At 46.6% G+C, this 13900-nt stretch carries 13 protein-coding genes; 6 read left to right on the top strand and 7 right to left on the bottom strand.

Annotation, left to right across the window (positions count from 1 at the left end; translation table 11 throughout):
* The first annotated feature begins 811 nt into the window (after positions 1-811).
* Complete coding sequence (locus ACJ2PR_RS32370; RefSeq protein ID WP_446871603.1) at positions 812-1123, top strand: hypothetical protein; 312 nt, start codon at positions 812-814, stop codon at positions 1121-1123.
* A 319-nt stretch (positions 1124-1442) separates the two neighbouring features.
* Complete coding sequence (pstA, locus tag ACJ2PR_RS32365; RefSeq protein WP_446880095.1) at positions 1443-2345, top strand: phosphate ABC transporter permease PstA; 903 nt, start codon at positions 1443-1445, stop codon at positions 2343-2345.
* Positions 2346-2555: 210 nt separating this feature from the next.
* Here pstA and ACJ2PR_RS32360 read toward each other — a convergent pair whose 3' ends face one another.
* From ACJ2PR_RS32360 to ACJ2PR_RS32335, 6 genes are all read right to left on the bottom strand, one after another.
* Positions 2556-3206, bottom strand: coding sequence for a DUF2459 domain-containing protein (locus ACJ2PR_RS32360; RefSeq protein ID WP_446880094.1), 651 nt, complete (start codon positions 3204-3206; stop codon positions 2556-2558).
* An 8-nt stretch (positions 3207-3214) separates the two neighbouring features.
* Positions 3215-4633: a 1-acyl-sn-glycerol-3-phosphate acyltransferase gene (locus ACJ2PR_RS32355; protein WP_446871606.1), complete on the bottom strand. Its 1419-nt coding sequence runs from the start codon at positions 4631-4633 to the stop codon at positions 3215-3217.
* Between the two features lie 148 nt (positions 4634-4781).
* Positions 4782-6656 (bottom strand): AMP-dependent synthetase/ligase, encoded by a 1875-nt coding sequence (locus ACJ2PR_RS32350; RefSeq protein WP_446871607.1) that lies wholly within the window; start codon positions 6654-6656, stop codon positions 4782-4784.
* Between the two features lie 110 nt (positions 6657-6766).
* Positions 6767-7105 carry a PepSY domain-containing protein gene (locus tag ACJ2PR_RS32345; RefSeq protein ID WP_446871608.1) on the bottom strand — a complete coding sequence of 113 codons (339 nt, stop codon included), beginning with the start codon at positions 7103-7105 and terminating at the stop codon, positions 6767-6769.
* 91 nt (positions 7106-7196) lie between these two features.
* Entirely contained in the window at positions 7197-8276 is a 1080-nt protein-coding gene (locus ACJ2PR_RS32340) for a SagB/ThcOx family dehydrogenase (RefSeq protein WP_446880093.1), read from the bottom strand.
* A gap of 11 nt (positions 8277-8287) precedes the next feature.
* Positions 8288-10048: an ABC transporter ATP-binding protein/permease gene (locus tag ACJ2PR_RS32335; protein WP_446880092.1), complete on the bottom strand. Its 1761-nt coding sequence runs from the start codon at positions 10046-10048 to the stop codon at positions 8288-8290.
* A gap of 276 nt (positions 10049-10324) precedes the next feature.
* On the opposite strand from ACJ2PR_RS32335, the gene ACJ2PR_RS32330 reads away from it, so the two are divergent.
* Together ACJ2PR_RS32330 and ACJ2PR_RS32325 are read left to right on the top strand one after the other, a co-directional pair.
* Entirely contained in the window at positions 10325-11068 is a 744-nt protein-coding gene (locus ACJ2PR_RS32330; protein WP_446880091.1) for a hypothetical protein, read from the top strand.
* Positions 11069-11072: 4 nt separating this feature from the next.
* Complete coding sequence (locus ACJ2PR_RS32325) at positions 11073-12203, top strand: hypothetical protein (protein WP_446880090.1); 1131 nt, start codon at positions 11073-11075, stop codon at positions 12201-12203.
* Here ACJ2PR_RS32325 and ACJ2PR_RS32320 read toward each other — a convergent pair.
* Entirely contained in the window at positions 12187-12474 is a 288-nt protein-coding gene (locus ACJ2PR_RS32320; protein ID WP_446869900.1) for a hypothetical protein, read from the bottom strand. The genes ACJ2PR_RS32325 and ACJ2PR_RS32320 overlap by 17 nt on opposite strands.
* A 236-nt stretch (positions 12475-12710) precedes the next feature.
* On the opposite strand from ACJ2PR_RS32320, the gene ACJ2PR_RS32315 reads away from it, so the two are divergent.
* The gene (locus ACJ2PR_RS32315) at positions 12711-13082 is read left to right on the top strand and encodes a hypothetical protein (RefSeq protein ID WP_446869901.1); all 372 of its coding nucleotides are present in this window, start codon (positions 12711-12713) and stop codon (positions 13080-13082) included.
* A 19-nt stretch (positions 13083-13101) separates the two neighbouring features.
* The gene (locus tag ACJ2PR_RS32310) at positions 13102-13380 is read left to right on the top strand and encodes a hypothetical protein (RefSeq protein WP_446869902.1); all 279 of its coding nucleotides are present in this window, start codon (positions 13102-13104) and stop codon (positions 13378-13380) included.
* Positions 13381-13900 lie beyond the last annotated feature (520 nt).

Here is a 13900-nt window from a genome sequence, read left to right as displayed (position 1 = left end):
CCGTGCAGCGAAGCTCTCCTTCTCCGACAACGATTGATAGTATCGTTTCATCTGGGCTTCTATTGGGGCAGGGTAGGATTGCATCATTTCACTCGTGATTCATCGATCTCTCTATCTTACAGATACAGATAGTAGAATTACACCTTATTTAATTCACGATCCTAGGTGGAAAAAGTCGATGAGGTGCAAAGTTGCTCTTAATCTTTTGTTAGGTTGTGATGTGGTTTTTCCATTACTCAAGGCTCACGACGTTGAACACCTTTTCTACAAGCGAATTGACTTTAGAAATTGCCGAGGCTATGAGATTCCATTTCTTGATTTACTTCCAATGAATCCAGTGACTCATCGGCAAATTATCACACCACTAAAAGATGTTTTGTGTTCACTACTTGGACGCAAACTAGGCAACGCAGTCATGGCTAATTGTTTAAGGGGTTGTTTGCTTTTTTGGTATGCGATCGCACTTAGTCCTTTCCTACTTCTTGCTAATATTTTCAAGAGGTAAAAATTGATGAAATTTGACTGTTGTCACCGCAATATTTCCAGTAGCCTTTACAACATTGGCTCCCTCTTTAAGGATTGGAAGGCTCCTTCATTAAGCAGTCACCAACTGGATCGTTGGGTCGCGAGATTGAGACGTGGATATCGCCAGATTTTTGGTCGAAGGGTCTCAATTGGCTAAATAAATGGTGTGATTGGTTGCCGCTGCAATTTTAGACTACTCCCCTTTTGGGTGGTCGGTGCAGCGCTTGGGGTGAGCGAAAGGATGATGTCAACCCGCTGAACTTGAACACATTACAGGAGTCGAACAATGCCGCAACGTGTTTATGACGAACAAGGGCTAATTTATGCCTTCTATCAACGCCTGCCAGGTCAGGAGAATAATCCGCTCTACTTGTCCATTCAGACTCAAATCGCTCAAAACTTTCCTCAGTCAATGAAATTTGGCTTGACGCGGTTGCCTGTAGTCAATGAGTTGCTGCAAGTCGATCGCTTTCTGTGGCGTGTAGAGGGAATCATTCATCAATCGGTCGGTTTAGAAGCTGCCCCAGATGACCTACTCGCTTGCCTGCCGCCACAAGTTGCGATCGTTCAACTCTCCTTCTATGGAGTACTGGGTTAAATCGCTGTTGACTCTCTGGAATTGTCTCTGCTTGCATTCTTGCTGTTTCACGCGCTATTGGCGAAACTATGATTGTCACGATCGCAGCTGGACAAAATCCCAGACTCACGCTTGATCCTCGCGTTCCCATTGCAACAATGACTGCTTTTATCGCCCAAGTCAGTTTAGGAGATACCCCGGTTACTTCACTAGCGTATAAAACAATTTTCGCTGTGGGAACTACTCTTTTTCTGATGACTCTAGCGCTCAATGTTTTTAGCTTCTGGTTTGTGCGTCGATTTCGGGAGATTTACGAATGACTCTGATCAATTTCAAATCATTGAACTCTAACAGCTCGCCTTTGTTTACGGCATCGCGATCGATGCGGTATGGTCTAGATTGGTTGTTCGCGATCTCGACTTGGGCGGCGATTTTTATCGCTTTGGTTGTGTTGGCAAGTCTGCTGATTGATGTTGCAGTCGATGGAATTCCTCGCCTCAATTGGGCGTTTCTAACAAGTTTTCCTTCCCGCCGTCCGGCTGATGCAGGCATTCTTTCGGCTCTAGTTGGCAGCTTGTGGTTGCTTGGGCTGGTGATTGCGATCGGGTTTCCCGTTGGAGTGGGAGCCGGAATTTTTTTAGAGGAGTTTGCCGATCGTTCTTGGCTGACTAACATCCTGGAAATCAATATCAGTAATCTAGCAGGCGTTCCTTCGATTATCTATGGTCTACTCGGCTTACAGCTATTTGTGCGGGTGCTGCAACCGATTACAGGCGGAAGAACCGTTCTTTCTGGTGGGCTGACTCTATCTCTGCTAGTTTTACCAGTGATCATCGTAGCAACGCGTGAGTCACTTCGGGCTGTTCCGAGTAGTTTGCGTGAGGCTGGCTTTGCTTTGGGAATTACTCACTGGCAGGTGCTTTGGGGATTGGTTCTGCCACAGGCACTTCCAGGCATTCTCACAGGCACAATTCTGGCTATCTCACGAGCGATCGGAGAGACCGCATCATTGATTACGATCGGAGCATTGACCTTCATCGCGTTCTTGCCACCCTTATCGATCGAAGGCTTACGCACTCCATTTACGGCTTTGCCCATTCAGACCTTCAATTGGGTGTCTCGTCCCCAGCCTGAATTTCACACTAATGCTGCTGCTGCGATCGTTGTGCTGATGGCGATCTTGTTGTGCATGAATGCAACGGCGATCTACTTGCGAAATCGATTCTACAACGCTAATCAATAGCAGGTCTAATGTTTCAAGCGCTCTCAAGAGCCAAGGGTGCTTGGAACATAGACAATTCTAAAGTTTGAGCAATACTGACACAGCGATCGTGCAAACTCAGTGTTAGATCAGTGGAATAGTGCTCAGACGAGCAGGTTTTGAAACACACCCCAGTCTAATCTCCTGCATAAGCGCCTAGTAGAGCAATTCATGCAGGAGATTTCCTTAAACTTAACAGGTGGTTTTGAGATGATACATCACTGCTGGAGAAAAGCCTGCCCAGAGCGGCGTATTGATATCCGCAGTTTTCAGTCCCTCTGCTGTCCAATGATTGCTATTGCGGACAATAGAATATCGTCCTGTTGCTTCATAGAATGCTGTTCCAGAGGCAGGATCAGAGAGTTGAATTAACTTACCTTGTTCAGTTCTTTGAAACGACTGTTTGACAAATTGCATCAAGGCTAGATAGTGCGATCGCTCCACTCCCACACATTTCACCTCATCGTGATTGGGTAAGCGATCGTGAGCCTGAACTCGCAATGCCGCCAGATTTGGGAAGAACAGCGCTCGAAATCCTCTAGGGATAATGTCTTCTAGTCGAGTCGGAGGATTCATGTACCAATTGCGCTCTCCCCACCCAAACCCAATGTACTGAGAACGGGTAAGCGGTTCAGGTAAGTATGTTCGCCAGTTAAAAGCATCGGTTTGAACTGGAATAATAAGGTTAGTGTGAATATCCGTTCGAGTCACACATACTTTGTATTGACAACCGAGGCGAACTTGAGAACCCCATGTTCTAGGAATCAGTGATCCGATCGTCAGTAAGATTGGAATCGGCAACAAAAGACTGACAGCAATTGTTAAGCATCGTTTCAGCTTCATAGTTTAATTCAAGTTTGTGATGCCGAGATAGTTTCATTCACAGCTAAAGGAACTTTGATCGGTTCAGGAATGGGTTCTGTGATCATAGTTTCGAGAGCAGTTTGTAGCGTTTCGGTGAGGTCTACGATCGCGGCAGAGCGATTAGCGCGATCGCTTTCCCATCGGTCTGATACTGAGATCGCTTCTCCAACCGTAAATTTCACTCGTCGTAACCCAAGCCGAGGACGCTTTGCTGGGTTGCCCCGTTTCATCCGTGTGACGCACTCCCAGAGCAAGAGAGCGATTTCAGCGATGCGATCGAGACTCGGTTTCTCTGCAACATATTGTTCTGTAAGGTTGAGAAAACTCTCAGTCCAGTGCATATGCCATAGATACGAACTCGCTTCAGCGGCAATTTGGTCGGCGAGTCCCCGCTCTACTGAAGATAGCTTGTTTAGCTGTGGTAAATCACTGCGATAGATTCGTGTCCAAGCTGCTTGCTCAATCCGATGTCGTCGATCGATAAAATCTCCCTCTGGAGCTATCCCGAAGTATCGTTCTGCAACACCCAAGGCAACATCTAGAAGCACTTGTAAGCGATCGCTGATTGTTCCCGTTTGGGGTAAATTCTGATGATAGAAATGATTGTAAAAGTCTTCCATCTGTTGCAGTAAGTGATGACTCAAGCGATTCAAACGATAGTAAAACCATTCTTCACTATCTTGACTAATTTCGGGATGCGGTTGATCAAGTTTGGATAATCCACTATCGACTTCTAGCTGGTCAAACAATCGAACAAGTGCAGCCTTTGGTGTCCGAATATAGCGATATTGAATCCCTACCGGAACTATCAAGACTTGTTCGGAACGTCCTGCCTTTTGCAATTCTTCGACAGTCCAGAAGCCAAGACGGGCAATTCCTGGCTCTAAGGGACTTAAGCGTTCATTTTGCCCGTTCACGGCTCCTTCTGGAGCAATTGCTAGCGGAAACTGTCCCTCGATCGCAAGTTGACGCGCCGATCGTAGCCCAGCCAAATCAAGTTTACCGCGTTGAATTGGAGTCGAGCCTAAGCGCGAGAATAGCCATCCTGCAATCGATCCGGCCCAGAGTGGAATACCACGATCATACAAAAAATGCACATGAACAGGCGATCGCAATCGGATGTTGTACTGTAGTGCGATTTTAGGTAAGACACGGTTGATTAAGTGCAACAGGCAAGGGGGATCATCACAAGTTGGATGACGAAAGGCAATCAGTAACCGAATCTTGCCAAGTTGAAATTGCTCATAAAGCGCGGCGAGATGTTCGATGTTTTGGGTTTGAATTTCGCTGATTCCGTTTTGATGGAGTAACCAGGACGGAAGAATCTGTTGCACGATCGAGAAAACCCAAGGCTTAAACTCAGGAGACAGGAACTCCAAAGGGGGCTGCACAGTGTTCGTTGCCATAAGACATTACTTCAATCAAGGGCGTTACTAGAAGAAAATTGTGTAAGAAGTTGTTCCCCAGCACCCCTTCCTTAGTTCCACACTTGAAGGAAACTGAGGAGAGGCACAAGGAACAGTAACAAGGTAATGGAGGAGCAAAACTTTTGGGTTAGTCGTACATTCCAGCGATCAAATCAGCATAGTGTTGCTCAACCTTGGCACGACGGATTTTTAAAGTTTGCGTTGTTAAGCCATTATCCGGAGAAAATGGCTCAGGTACAAAGCGAAAATCTGTGATCGAATAAAGCGATCGCGGACTTGCAAACTGTTGCAGTTCTGTTTTAATCAGATCGCGAACTTGAGGATAGTGGATCAATCCATTCTTTGGAACTAAGGACAACTTCTGAGTCGTTGCCCAAGCTGCGATCGCGTCAAAGTTTGGATAGATCAGTGCAGTTAATCGCTTTCGATCCTGCCCAATCAACACAATCTGACTAATGTAAGCACTTTGTCGATAGCAATTTTCTAAAGGTTCTGGCTCGACGTTCTCGCCATTAGACAGCACGATCGTATCTTTTAGTCGTCCAGTAATGACGAGATCACCATCAGGTGTTAACCAACCTAAATCCCCGGTATTGAACCAGCCATCACTAGAAAGCACTTGGGCTGTTGCTTCTGGATTCTCATAATAGCCGTGCATGACTTGTGGACCTCGTGCTATGACTAATCCGGGTTCTCCCATCCCCAAAGGCTTATGAGTGTCTGGATCAACAATCTCAATTTCTGTTCTAGGTAAAGGATGACCCACTGTTCCCCGCACATTTCGGCTCATACGACGAACCGTTAACACTGGTGAGGTTTCGGTCAAACCATATCCATTGAGAATCTCGATTCCAAGAATCTCGTAGAAGTTATCAAGATACGTGGGAAGTGTGGCTCCACCCGTGATTGTGCATTTAAGCTGAGGGGCAATAGCAGCACGAACTTTACGATACACAAGTCGATCGCCTAAGCGATGCGAAATCGATAAAATTCGGCGCTGCAACTTCGGAAGTTTCTTGTTTTTGAAACCATTGTCCAGATGAACGATCGATTGACGAGTCGCAATCCTTTGCTGAACAATGTGGCGTTCACTTAAGTGTAAAAATATTTTGACCATCGCTTGTGTCATTCGGCTTTTCTGCTGAAACTGCTGATGGATTGCTTCGTAGAGCAATTCCCAAATTCGAGGAACTGCGGCTAGATAATGAGGTTGCTCGGTTTTCAAATCTTGTTTGAGGTGTCGTCGATCGCTGTAAACAATCATGCAGCCCCACGATAGTAAAAAGTACTCACAAGCACGCTCATAACAATGCCAGGTTGGAAGAATCGAAAGCACCCGTTCTCCAGGGTTGGGTTGAACTGCAACATCAAAATTCTCGATTTGATGCATCAGATTCCCGTGAGTCAGCATTGCGCCTTTGGGATTGCCCGTTGTGCCTGAAGTATACATAATCGTGGCAAGCTGCGATCGCTGAAACCCTCGCATTACATACTGACCCCGCCCTAATGTGAGCAAATCATTAAAGCCAAAGCAACCCTTTTGAACCTCATCCGACAGCAGAATCACCCGCTCAATTTCGAGATCAACCAAAATAGACTGGAGTTGTTTCCACGTCTTTAAGTCCTGCAAAATCACGGTTGTGCTACCACTATGACGCAAAATGTACTCTAGTTCTGGCAAAGGTGCGATCGCACTCCGAGGAACATTTACAGCGTTTGCAAACAAAGATCCCAAATCCGCAATCAACCAGCGCGGCGAGTTTTCTGCGATAATCGCAACTCGATCGCCGGGTGCAACGCCTAACGCCTGCAATCCACCCGCAAAATTGAGCACTTGATCAAACACTTGGCGATAGGTCATCTCAACAATGGGCTGACGATGCGGATCTCGAAGTGCAATGCGATCGCCATAGTCTCTCACCAAGCGTTTCCAAACGGTAAATAGCGTTGCCTCGATCTTCGTCTCTTGAGTAATCACTTCTGGTGCGAGTTCAGCTTGCATAGTTGTCTCCACTTTGATTTCGGAACGGGTATCCCAAGAAATAACTAGCCCTAGCTCACTAAGGTAATTTTGCCAATCTGCTATAAAAGCATCCTGCACTGTTGTTTGCATTAGTTTGGCATCCACTCCCCTAGAAATGGAATGTCAGCAAAATCCCAATTCTGCTCGGTCTTAACAATTTGGTTTGTAGCAGCATTTACATACACTTCCAAATCATTATCGAGTTCGACTTCCCAAGCTAGTAGATCGTTCTCGCGCTCCAAGGTTGCATCAACGGCAGCAGTTCCCGGATTCGCGGCTAGAACGGTTTCAACGGCTTGAACTAGGCTGACAGAAGGAGCCATGTTGTGAGGGGATGCTTGTGCCTCTTTAGGCTTGAACCACAAAGCTCCCGCAACGATGAAAACTCCAGCCCCAATAGCACCTGCAATTTTTTGGTTAGCGTTCATGATGTTAATTCCTCAGTTTTGGAGGTCGTTGTATTTCTTGTCCATATCTCCAAGTTAGAAGGAAAGATTAAGAAAACCATGAGAAGGCCGGCTAATTTTCCACTTGTCCGATCGTAACAATGTAGAGCGCCGCTTCCTGCTGCCCGTCAAGCTCTAGTAATTCATTGAGGGAGTTATCTAGAAAGGCTCCGATCGCGCAAGCTCCCAACCCTAATGCTGTTGCTGCTAGATACAAGTTTTGTCCTAGATGCCCTGCTTCCATCAGAACATAGCGGTAAGTGCGTTCGTGATATTTCCACCGTGTTCGCTGAAAAATAGCAGAAATGACAAAGCAAACATTTGCTTGCGCTAAAAAATCTTGTCCTAGTCCTGCGGTCAAGATCGCCGCCCGAAAATCTCCTTCCTTCAATCGCTCTAATCGATGATTTTGAATTGCATAGTGATAGATTCCTGAGGGTAATTGTTCTACTTGATGAACAAAAACATAAATCTCCAAGGGATACAATGCACCCGCAGATGGAACTGCCCGAAGCTCACGATTTTGATCAGTAATTCCTTGAGCGAGATGGAGAACTTGCGATAGGTTCGGTAAAGATAACGCAGCATTGGTATAGTCGCGCCTCGATCGACGAGTCGTAATCGCAGTTTCCAAACTCACTTTGTCAACATTTTGCGGCTTCGGGAGTTCAACTTGTTCTGCGTCCGGGTAGGTTTTGTAGCGTGGAGGCTGTTCGCCCCAGTTAAAGAGCGCTCCCAAGGCTTGTTTATACCCAGGTTTACTCCACTCATGGTAAAGAATCCCCATATCTTGATGCTCCGGGGTTTGCGTCCCTTGAGGAAGTAGTCGTCCAACAATGAAGCCTGCTGCGATTGAGACCACTGCTGTAAATAAATTTCGCCGTCCTGTAGCTGGTGTGGACTGATGAACTGGATGAGCCGATGAACGGTGCTGCGAATGATGCCGGAAATGATGCCCCCAGTATGCTTTAACTCGGTTCCAACTCAACAAAAGATGCAATACTGCTACTGCAACCCAAGCGTAGCCAACCTGCCCATGAAACGCGAATCGATGCACTCCCTGTGTATCCATAATTATGCCGCTCACCAGTAGATAGAAACTACCGATGATAAGAAAGGCAATCGCTAGATAATTGAGATCAGGCTGTCTCATAGCAAATCAAGCTAATGTACTTGTGCTGCATCATAGTTCTGAGTCGGCGACAACTTCCAGTGTGTATTGCCCTCTAGTTTTAAAACGTAATGATGATATTGCAGCAGGCTAACCCGATGTCCCACACTGATAAAGGTAATCTTCATTTTCTGAAGCTGTTGATACAACTGCTCTTCGTTCTCTAGGTCTAAAGCACTCGTTGATTCATCTAAAATCACATAGCGGGGTTGAGCGAGTAACAGTCGAGCAAAAGCAAGCCGTTGTTGTTCTCCTAATGAGAGCGTATTTGCCCAATCTAGTTCAACATCAAAACCGCCCACTCGATCGAGAAGTTCCGCCAGATTCACTTGTTCTAAAACTTGAGAGAGTGTTGCATCGTCAACCTTGCGATTGGCTTTGCCAAGCTCCAAAGGCTCGCGGTGAGGATACAGGAGTTGCTCTCTGAGTGATCCCAGCACCATGTAAGGGCGTTGCGGCAAAAATAACATTTCACCCAAAACGGGACGATTGATCTGACCTAGACCTGCACTCCATAACCCGGCGATCGCTCTAAGTAACGAACTCTTACCAGTCCCACTATGCCCGACGATCGCTAAACTCTCACCCAGATTGATCTGCAATGATAGATTCTTAACTAGAGTTCGCTGATAGTTTGGTGTCAGGAGTGTGACACGATCAAGCGATAGTTCTTCTGCTTCAATCGTTGTGATCGTTGTCGATTTCTCTGTTTCCAGCGTAGTGGATTCGATCGCTTCTGCAAAACTACTCAAACGGTTTATGCCTGCTGCAAATGCAGTCAAGTTTTCAAATTGGCTCACCACGATCGAGAGTGCCCGGAAAATCTGATCGAACGCGATCGCGGCTTGCGTAATGGCTCCAAAATCGGTCTGCCCTGCAAAATAAATCGGTGCAACAACGATATAGGGCAATGCTCGAACTAAAAAGTTATAGCTATTCGTAAAATATCCTAAGTTGCGTTCCCAGCGAATCAACAGATCAAAATTCCGCAAAGCATCCCCAAATCGGCGTTGAAGTTGGGTGAGTTCTACTGTCTCTCCTTGGTAGAATGCGATCGCTTCAGCATTGTCCCGAACGTGAACTAGACCATAGCGAAAATCCGCTTCTTGTTTCAGTTGATTAAAATTAATGCCAACGAGCCGCTGTCCGATCCAGGCTGTGATGATTGTCCCAACGATCGCATAAGCAATTAACGTTAACGATAGTGTGACTGATATCGAGAGCAATACACCTGTAAATGAAATTAGAGTGATGCTCGCAGACAAAATGATCAGCAGAAAAGTTAAGCTGGTTCGGGAGAAAGCCCGAATATCATCAGCAATGCGTTGATCCGGGTTATCAATGGCAGAGTTTGAATTGATTTGATAGTAAGCGCGATTGTCCAAGTACTTTGCAAGGAAACGATTGGTAAGCCATTCACGCCAGTGTAGACCTAGCCGCTCCCGAATGAAATCAAACAGAACAACGATCGGCGTAGCAATGACCAAAAGTCCGCCATAAAGGGAGATCGATCGCCAAAACGTACCACTATCTCTAGTATCTGGGAAACCTGCTAGTGAAGTATCAATGTTTCTGAAAATGAAGCTAATGCTAACATTAATTCCGTTTACCAGCACTGCGAAAACAATTAAAGTCAAAAGCAACCTTCTCGCTTTCCATTTTTGCTCTGAGAACCAGTAAGGCTTTGCAAGCTTCCAAAACTTCCGCCATAGTTGTCGATCGAAGCGATTTAATCTACTTGTTGTTTCACGCATTGCAGGACACCGAAAAAGTTATGCTTCAGACCATAGCAGCGAAAATTAAGAAAATGATGAGAAAGATTAGGGACTTGCCAATAAATAGAATCCCAGGCATTCTAGAGGAAAGCCAAAGGAGTTCCTCTGCATGATGCCTCAAGCCGCCCGTCTAGAGCCGCCGTAGTCAATGTTGAGCGAAGCCGCCAAAGCGACGTTCAAAGAGGGTGTGACCGAAATTTAATGTGTTAATTCTGCCAAGCTGAAACCACATTCATTGATCTTTGACCAGAACTGGTGCCACCGACCTTGCGAATAACTGAAGCGAGAGCTGCTTTGCAGGCGACGATCAACCAAAACGCGGCTCAGGAAGCTCAACTCATCTCATTCCAATCTGGCTTAAACCAACTCAAAACTCGACTAGAAGACGCAACCGAACGATTAACGATCGTGACGGGAGAGCGTGAATCGGTGAAACTCGAAGCAGACCGCCTGCAAGGACAGATTACCAGCCTGGAAGGAATCAAGAGCCAATGGGCGCAAAAGTTCGACCAGATGATTCTAGCTAACGCTCAAGAAGTCGATGCGTTGAACGCTAGAGTGAACGAACTGAATCTAGAAAATATTCAATTCAAAGCTCAGTTCACGAACGCGGACGAAGTAGCGAAACTTCGTACCCAACAAGAATTCTATGAGACACAACAAAAGTTGGAAGCGGTTAAATTCGAGTACGGCGACGTACTGAAAAAACATGCTGAAGTGGCGACTTTGTACAACTCGCTACGGTCGGAACACCTGGCGCTCAATGACGAGTACGTTCGCGAATTCACCGAATTGAATGAAGCTGTGTCAAAGGAACTGCCCACCGCGTTTCAAACGGTTTTGGACACTCGCGACCAAGAGTTGATGCGGCTATCCGGGCATCTCAATGTCTTGCTTCAACCGCAATACTTTGACGCGATCGGGGAATATGATCGAGCCAACCGACTGATCAAAGCTTTGTGGGAAGGAGAGTCTAGGGATCTGTCTAGATGCGTCTGAAATCGTGCCCTACAGCGATCAAACAGGCTTCGATGTGTATCTAAACTTGCGCGATCGTAAAAGCCGGGGGCAAGCCTTCATCGATGGGCTGAACCACCAGGGCAATGAGTTTTCTGTGCTATGCGGCTGTATTAAGGATCTGAAATTTGAATACGATCGCCTCAACCCGCATCGAGTCAAAACAGCGATGGTGTTCCGCAAACCTACTAAAACCGACTCGAAAGCAACGATCGAGAAACTCTGGATTCCCGCAGAACAATTTGCGGCAAAAGTGCCAAAACTGCTCAAGAAGCCAATGACGCGAGTGATGGGGTCAACTGGCGAAGGCAAAGGAATTTTCGTCAACCTACTGCTGGCAATCGAGGCAAACCAGGCAGTTTCCACCTTTACGCGGCTGCATGACCCAATGGACGATTCCGCAGAGGATCGCTGGAGCATCCCCAAAGCCTCCAAAGGAATAGCCGAAAGCCATAAAGCTGTAAAAGCCTTTGTTGCAGAGTTCGATCGTCGAGTAGAAAACGGCATTGCCCAACCAAAATCGCTCGACGTTTTCGATGAAATTGACCTTCTGGCAAATCGCGACAGCACCGTGAATAAATTGTTATTGAATTGCGCCAAAGGAATGCGGCACAACGGCATGAGAGCGATCGTGACAGGGCAATCTCCCAGTGTGGGAAAAAAGGGGCTGGAATGGGCAGATATGGACAACTTCAATGCCATTTATTTCGGCACTGCTATCTACACCGCGATCGACAAAACACTCACACTAGAATCCAAGTCTGAGGCATTGAGAAAAGAGTACGAAAAGCTCAAAGACTATTGTGATCGTCAAAATGAAGAATTGGGTTTAGACGGTTGGAATGAGTACCGAACGGGCTTAATTGTGACCCAGGGCAAAGCTTACTTTTTTGAGCTTCCGAATGCGGATTCAATTCCTTGTGATTGGTCAAAGCTGACTGAAAAATCAGCCGAGATCGCTGCTCACCTTGAAGCTAAAACAAACTCTAAGCAATCTCCTTTAGAGTGTCCTGAATGCGGTTCAAACAACTTGAGAAACAAAGGAAAGACCAAAGACGGTAACAGTAACTACATGAAGTGTGGAAGCTGTGAACATAATTTCAAAGCCAGTTTGTAGTGTCTTTAAGTTTAGGCAAAGAGTTTGGCAGGGTTGGGCGATCGCCCAACGCTTTCTCAGAACTTCCAGCACGTAATGCTTTCAAAAGTAGGCAAAAAGTGGGCATTTCCTCATGTCGGTCAAGTAGGCAGTGCCCAATCATGTTAAGAAACGCTTGTCGATTACTGTTAGGAGAAATGATCACGATGTACGGAACCCGCAACTCATCCATCAAAATCATGCTGTTGAGCTTTTTAGCAGGTTGGACGTTTGGAACCTTCTTCAACGTCATTCCTAAATCTTCACTTCCCTGGGAACCAACTCAATCAACTAACCTGAGAAAAGGGTAGGCAATGCTTAATTTCTTGCGCGTCTTCTTCTACCCATCCATCTCGATGTATGAGCGTCATAAACTACCAAAAGGACCCAGCATTTATTACTTGAGGCTGGGTAGAAAAATTGAGTATATTGGGCAGTCTGCCAGCTTGAAACATCAGTGGACAAACGAAGGTGATTGGAAGCACGGGCATGATGATTCTCCAGAGCGAAGGCTATCGATCGCAAGTCGAACCGAGTCGAACGATCGTATACATTCACGCGCTGGCAACTGCGCCCTGGAATCGAATCACAAACCCGGATCCCAATGGATTTCGTGCGGTGGGGCGAATTTTGTTCAAATTTGCTCAATATCGCAGCGAGGAGTTAGGCTATGGCGGACTGGTCGGCTTACATTCGCTACCCAGGTCAGAGCCGTTCTATCGGAAAATGGGGATGCTCGATGGGGGTACGGATGCAGAGCGCGGAGACTTAACGTATTTTGAGTGGTATCGCCGTCGTCCTTCGTTGCTCGAAGCGATGGGCATTGAGATCGACACAGAAACCGAGGAACAAGCCGAATAAATCGCAGCAGGAGACGTGAATGAAATTTACAGTGACCGAAGCAGAAGCCCGACAAATGGCGCAGTTTGAGGAAGAAGTAAACTGTGATATCAGTGCGGGTTCAGATTGGGGCAGTGATTTTGATCAAGTTCTAGAGTTAGTGCTGACCCAGATCGATAACGCAAAGCTAACTGAGTTGATATCTGAGCAACTTGGTCAAGTGCTGTCGCTAGAGGAAGTCAAAGAATTAGTTGCGAGTTTTCAAAGCCAAGTGCGTGAAAAAGTGGCTGAAAAGCGACTGGTTGATCGCCAGCGCTGATTCGGTAAAGCAACGACGATCGCGTTCTTAACACTTCATGCCTGACTCCATAAAATTCCCCAAAGCACTGTACGTAAGAACTGTAGAGAAAAATCGTTGTTTGCTTCCAGCGCCTCATGAAAATTGCTCGGAATTCACGGCATTGCCCATACCTTTCTCACTGCTCCAGAGATTGAGCGCGAGTGCCTGTTCGCCCTGCAAGGTGGACTTGAAGAAGCAGGCTTTCTACACATCCAACCTGACGAGTTGGGTATTGCCCATAGTCCGCGGTGTTCCGTCCCGAAGGAATGCGCTCCGGCACACTTCCCCGACTGAGCGCCGCAGATGTTCAGGATAAATGGGAAGAAGCGATGCTGCTCGCTTGGTGGCGTGAAGCCGCGAAACTCTCACAGATCAATTGCAGCGAAGCTGACCCTTCAGGCGAAGACCAGACGGTTCAAGGTTTCTCGGTTGACTAGTTCGGCATTAAACGAACTGCATTCCTCGAAGAGGCTGGCATTTTGTGAAGCTGATTGAATCC

Source organism: Phormidesmis sp. 146-33 (genome assembly GCF_052939515.1).
Note: the sequence above shows the minus strand (reverse complement) of the source record. Positions and strands in the feature narration are given on the sequence as shown.

Excerpts from the sequence above, each read along its gene's own strand:
- ACJ2PR_RS32345 (WP_446871608.1), bottom strand. The coding sequence starts at position 7,105 with ATGAACGCTAACCAAAAAATTGCAGGTGCTATTGGGGCTGGAGTTTTC.
- ACJ2PR_RS32350 (WP_446871607.1), bottom strand. The coding sequence starts at position 6,656 with ATGCAAGCTGAACTCGCACCAGAAGTGATTACTCAAGAGACGAAGATC.
- ACJ2PR_RS32355 (WP_446871606.1), bottom strand. The coding sequence starts at position 4,633 with ATGGCAACGAACACTGTGCAGCCCCCTTTGGAGTTCCTGTCTCCTGAG.
- ACJ2PR_RS32320 (WP_446869900.1), bottom strand. The coding sequence starts at position 12,474 with ATGACGTTGAAGAAGGTTCCAAACGTCCAACCTGCTAAAAAGCTCAAC.
- ACJ2PR_RS32310 (WP_446869902.1), top strand. The coding sequence starts at position 13,102 with ATGAAATTTACAGTGACCGAAGCAGAAGCCCGACAAATGGCGCAGTTT.
- ACJ2PR_RS32370 (WP_446871603.1), top strand. The coding sequence starts at position 812 with ATGCCGCAACGTGTTTATGACGAACAAGGGCTAATTTATGCCTTCTAT.
- ACJ2PR_RS32360 (WP_446880094.1), bottom strand. The coding sequence starts at position 3,206 with ATGAAGCTGAAACGATGCTTAACAATTGCTGTCAGTCTTTTGTTGCCG.
- ACJ2PR_RS32315 (WP_446869901.1), top strand. The coding sequence starts at position 12,711 with ATGATGATTCTCCAGAGCGAAGGCTATCGATCGCAAGTCGAACCGAGT.
- ACJ2PR_RS32340 (WP_446880093.1), bottom strand. The coding sequence starts at position 8,276 with ATGAGACAGCCTGATCTCAATTATCTAGCGATTGCCTTTCTTATCATC.
- ACJ2PR_RS32335 (WP_446880092.1), bottom strand. The coding sequence starts at position 10,048 with ATGCGTGAAACAACAAGTAGATTAAATCGCTTCGATCGACAACTATGG.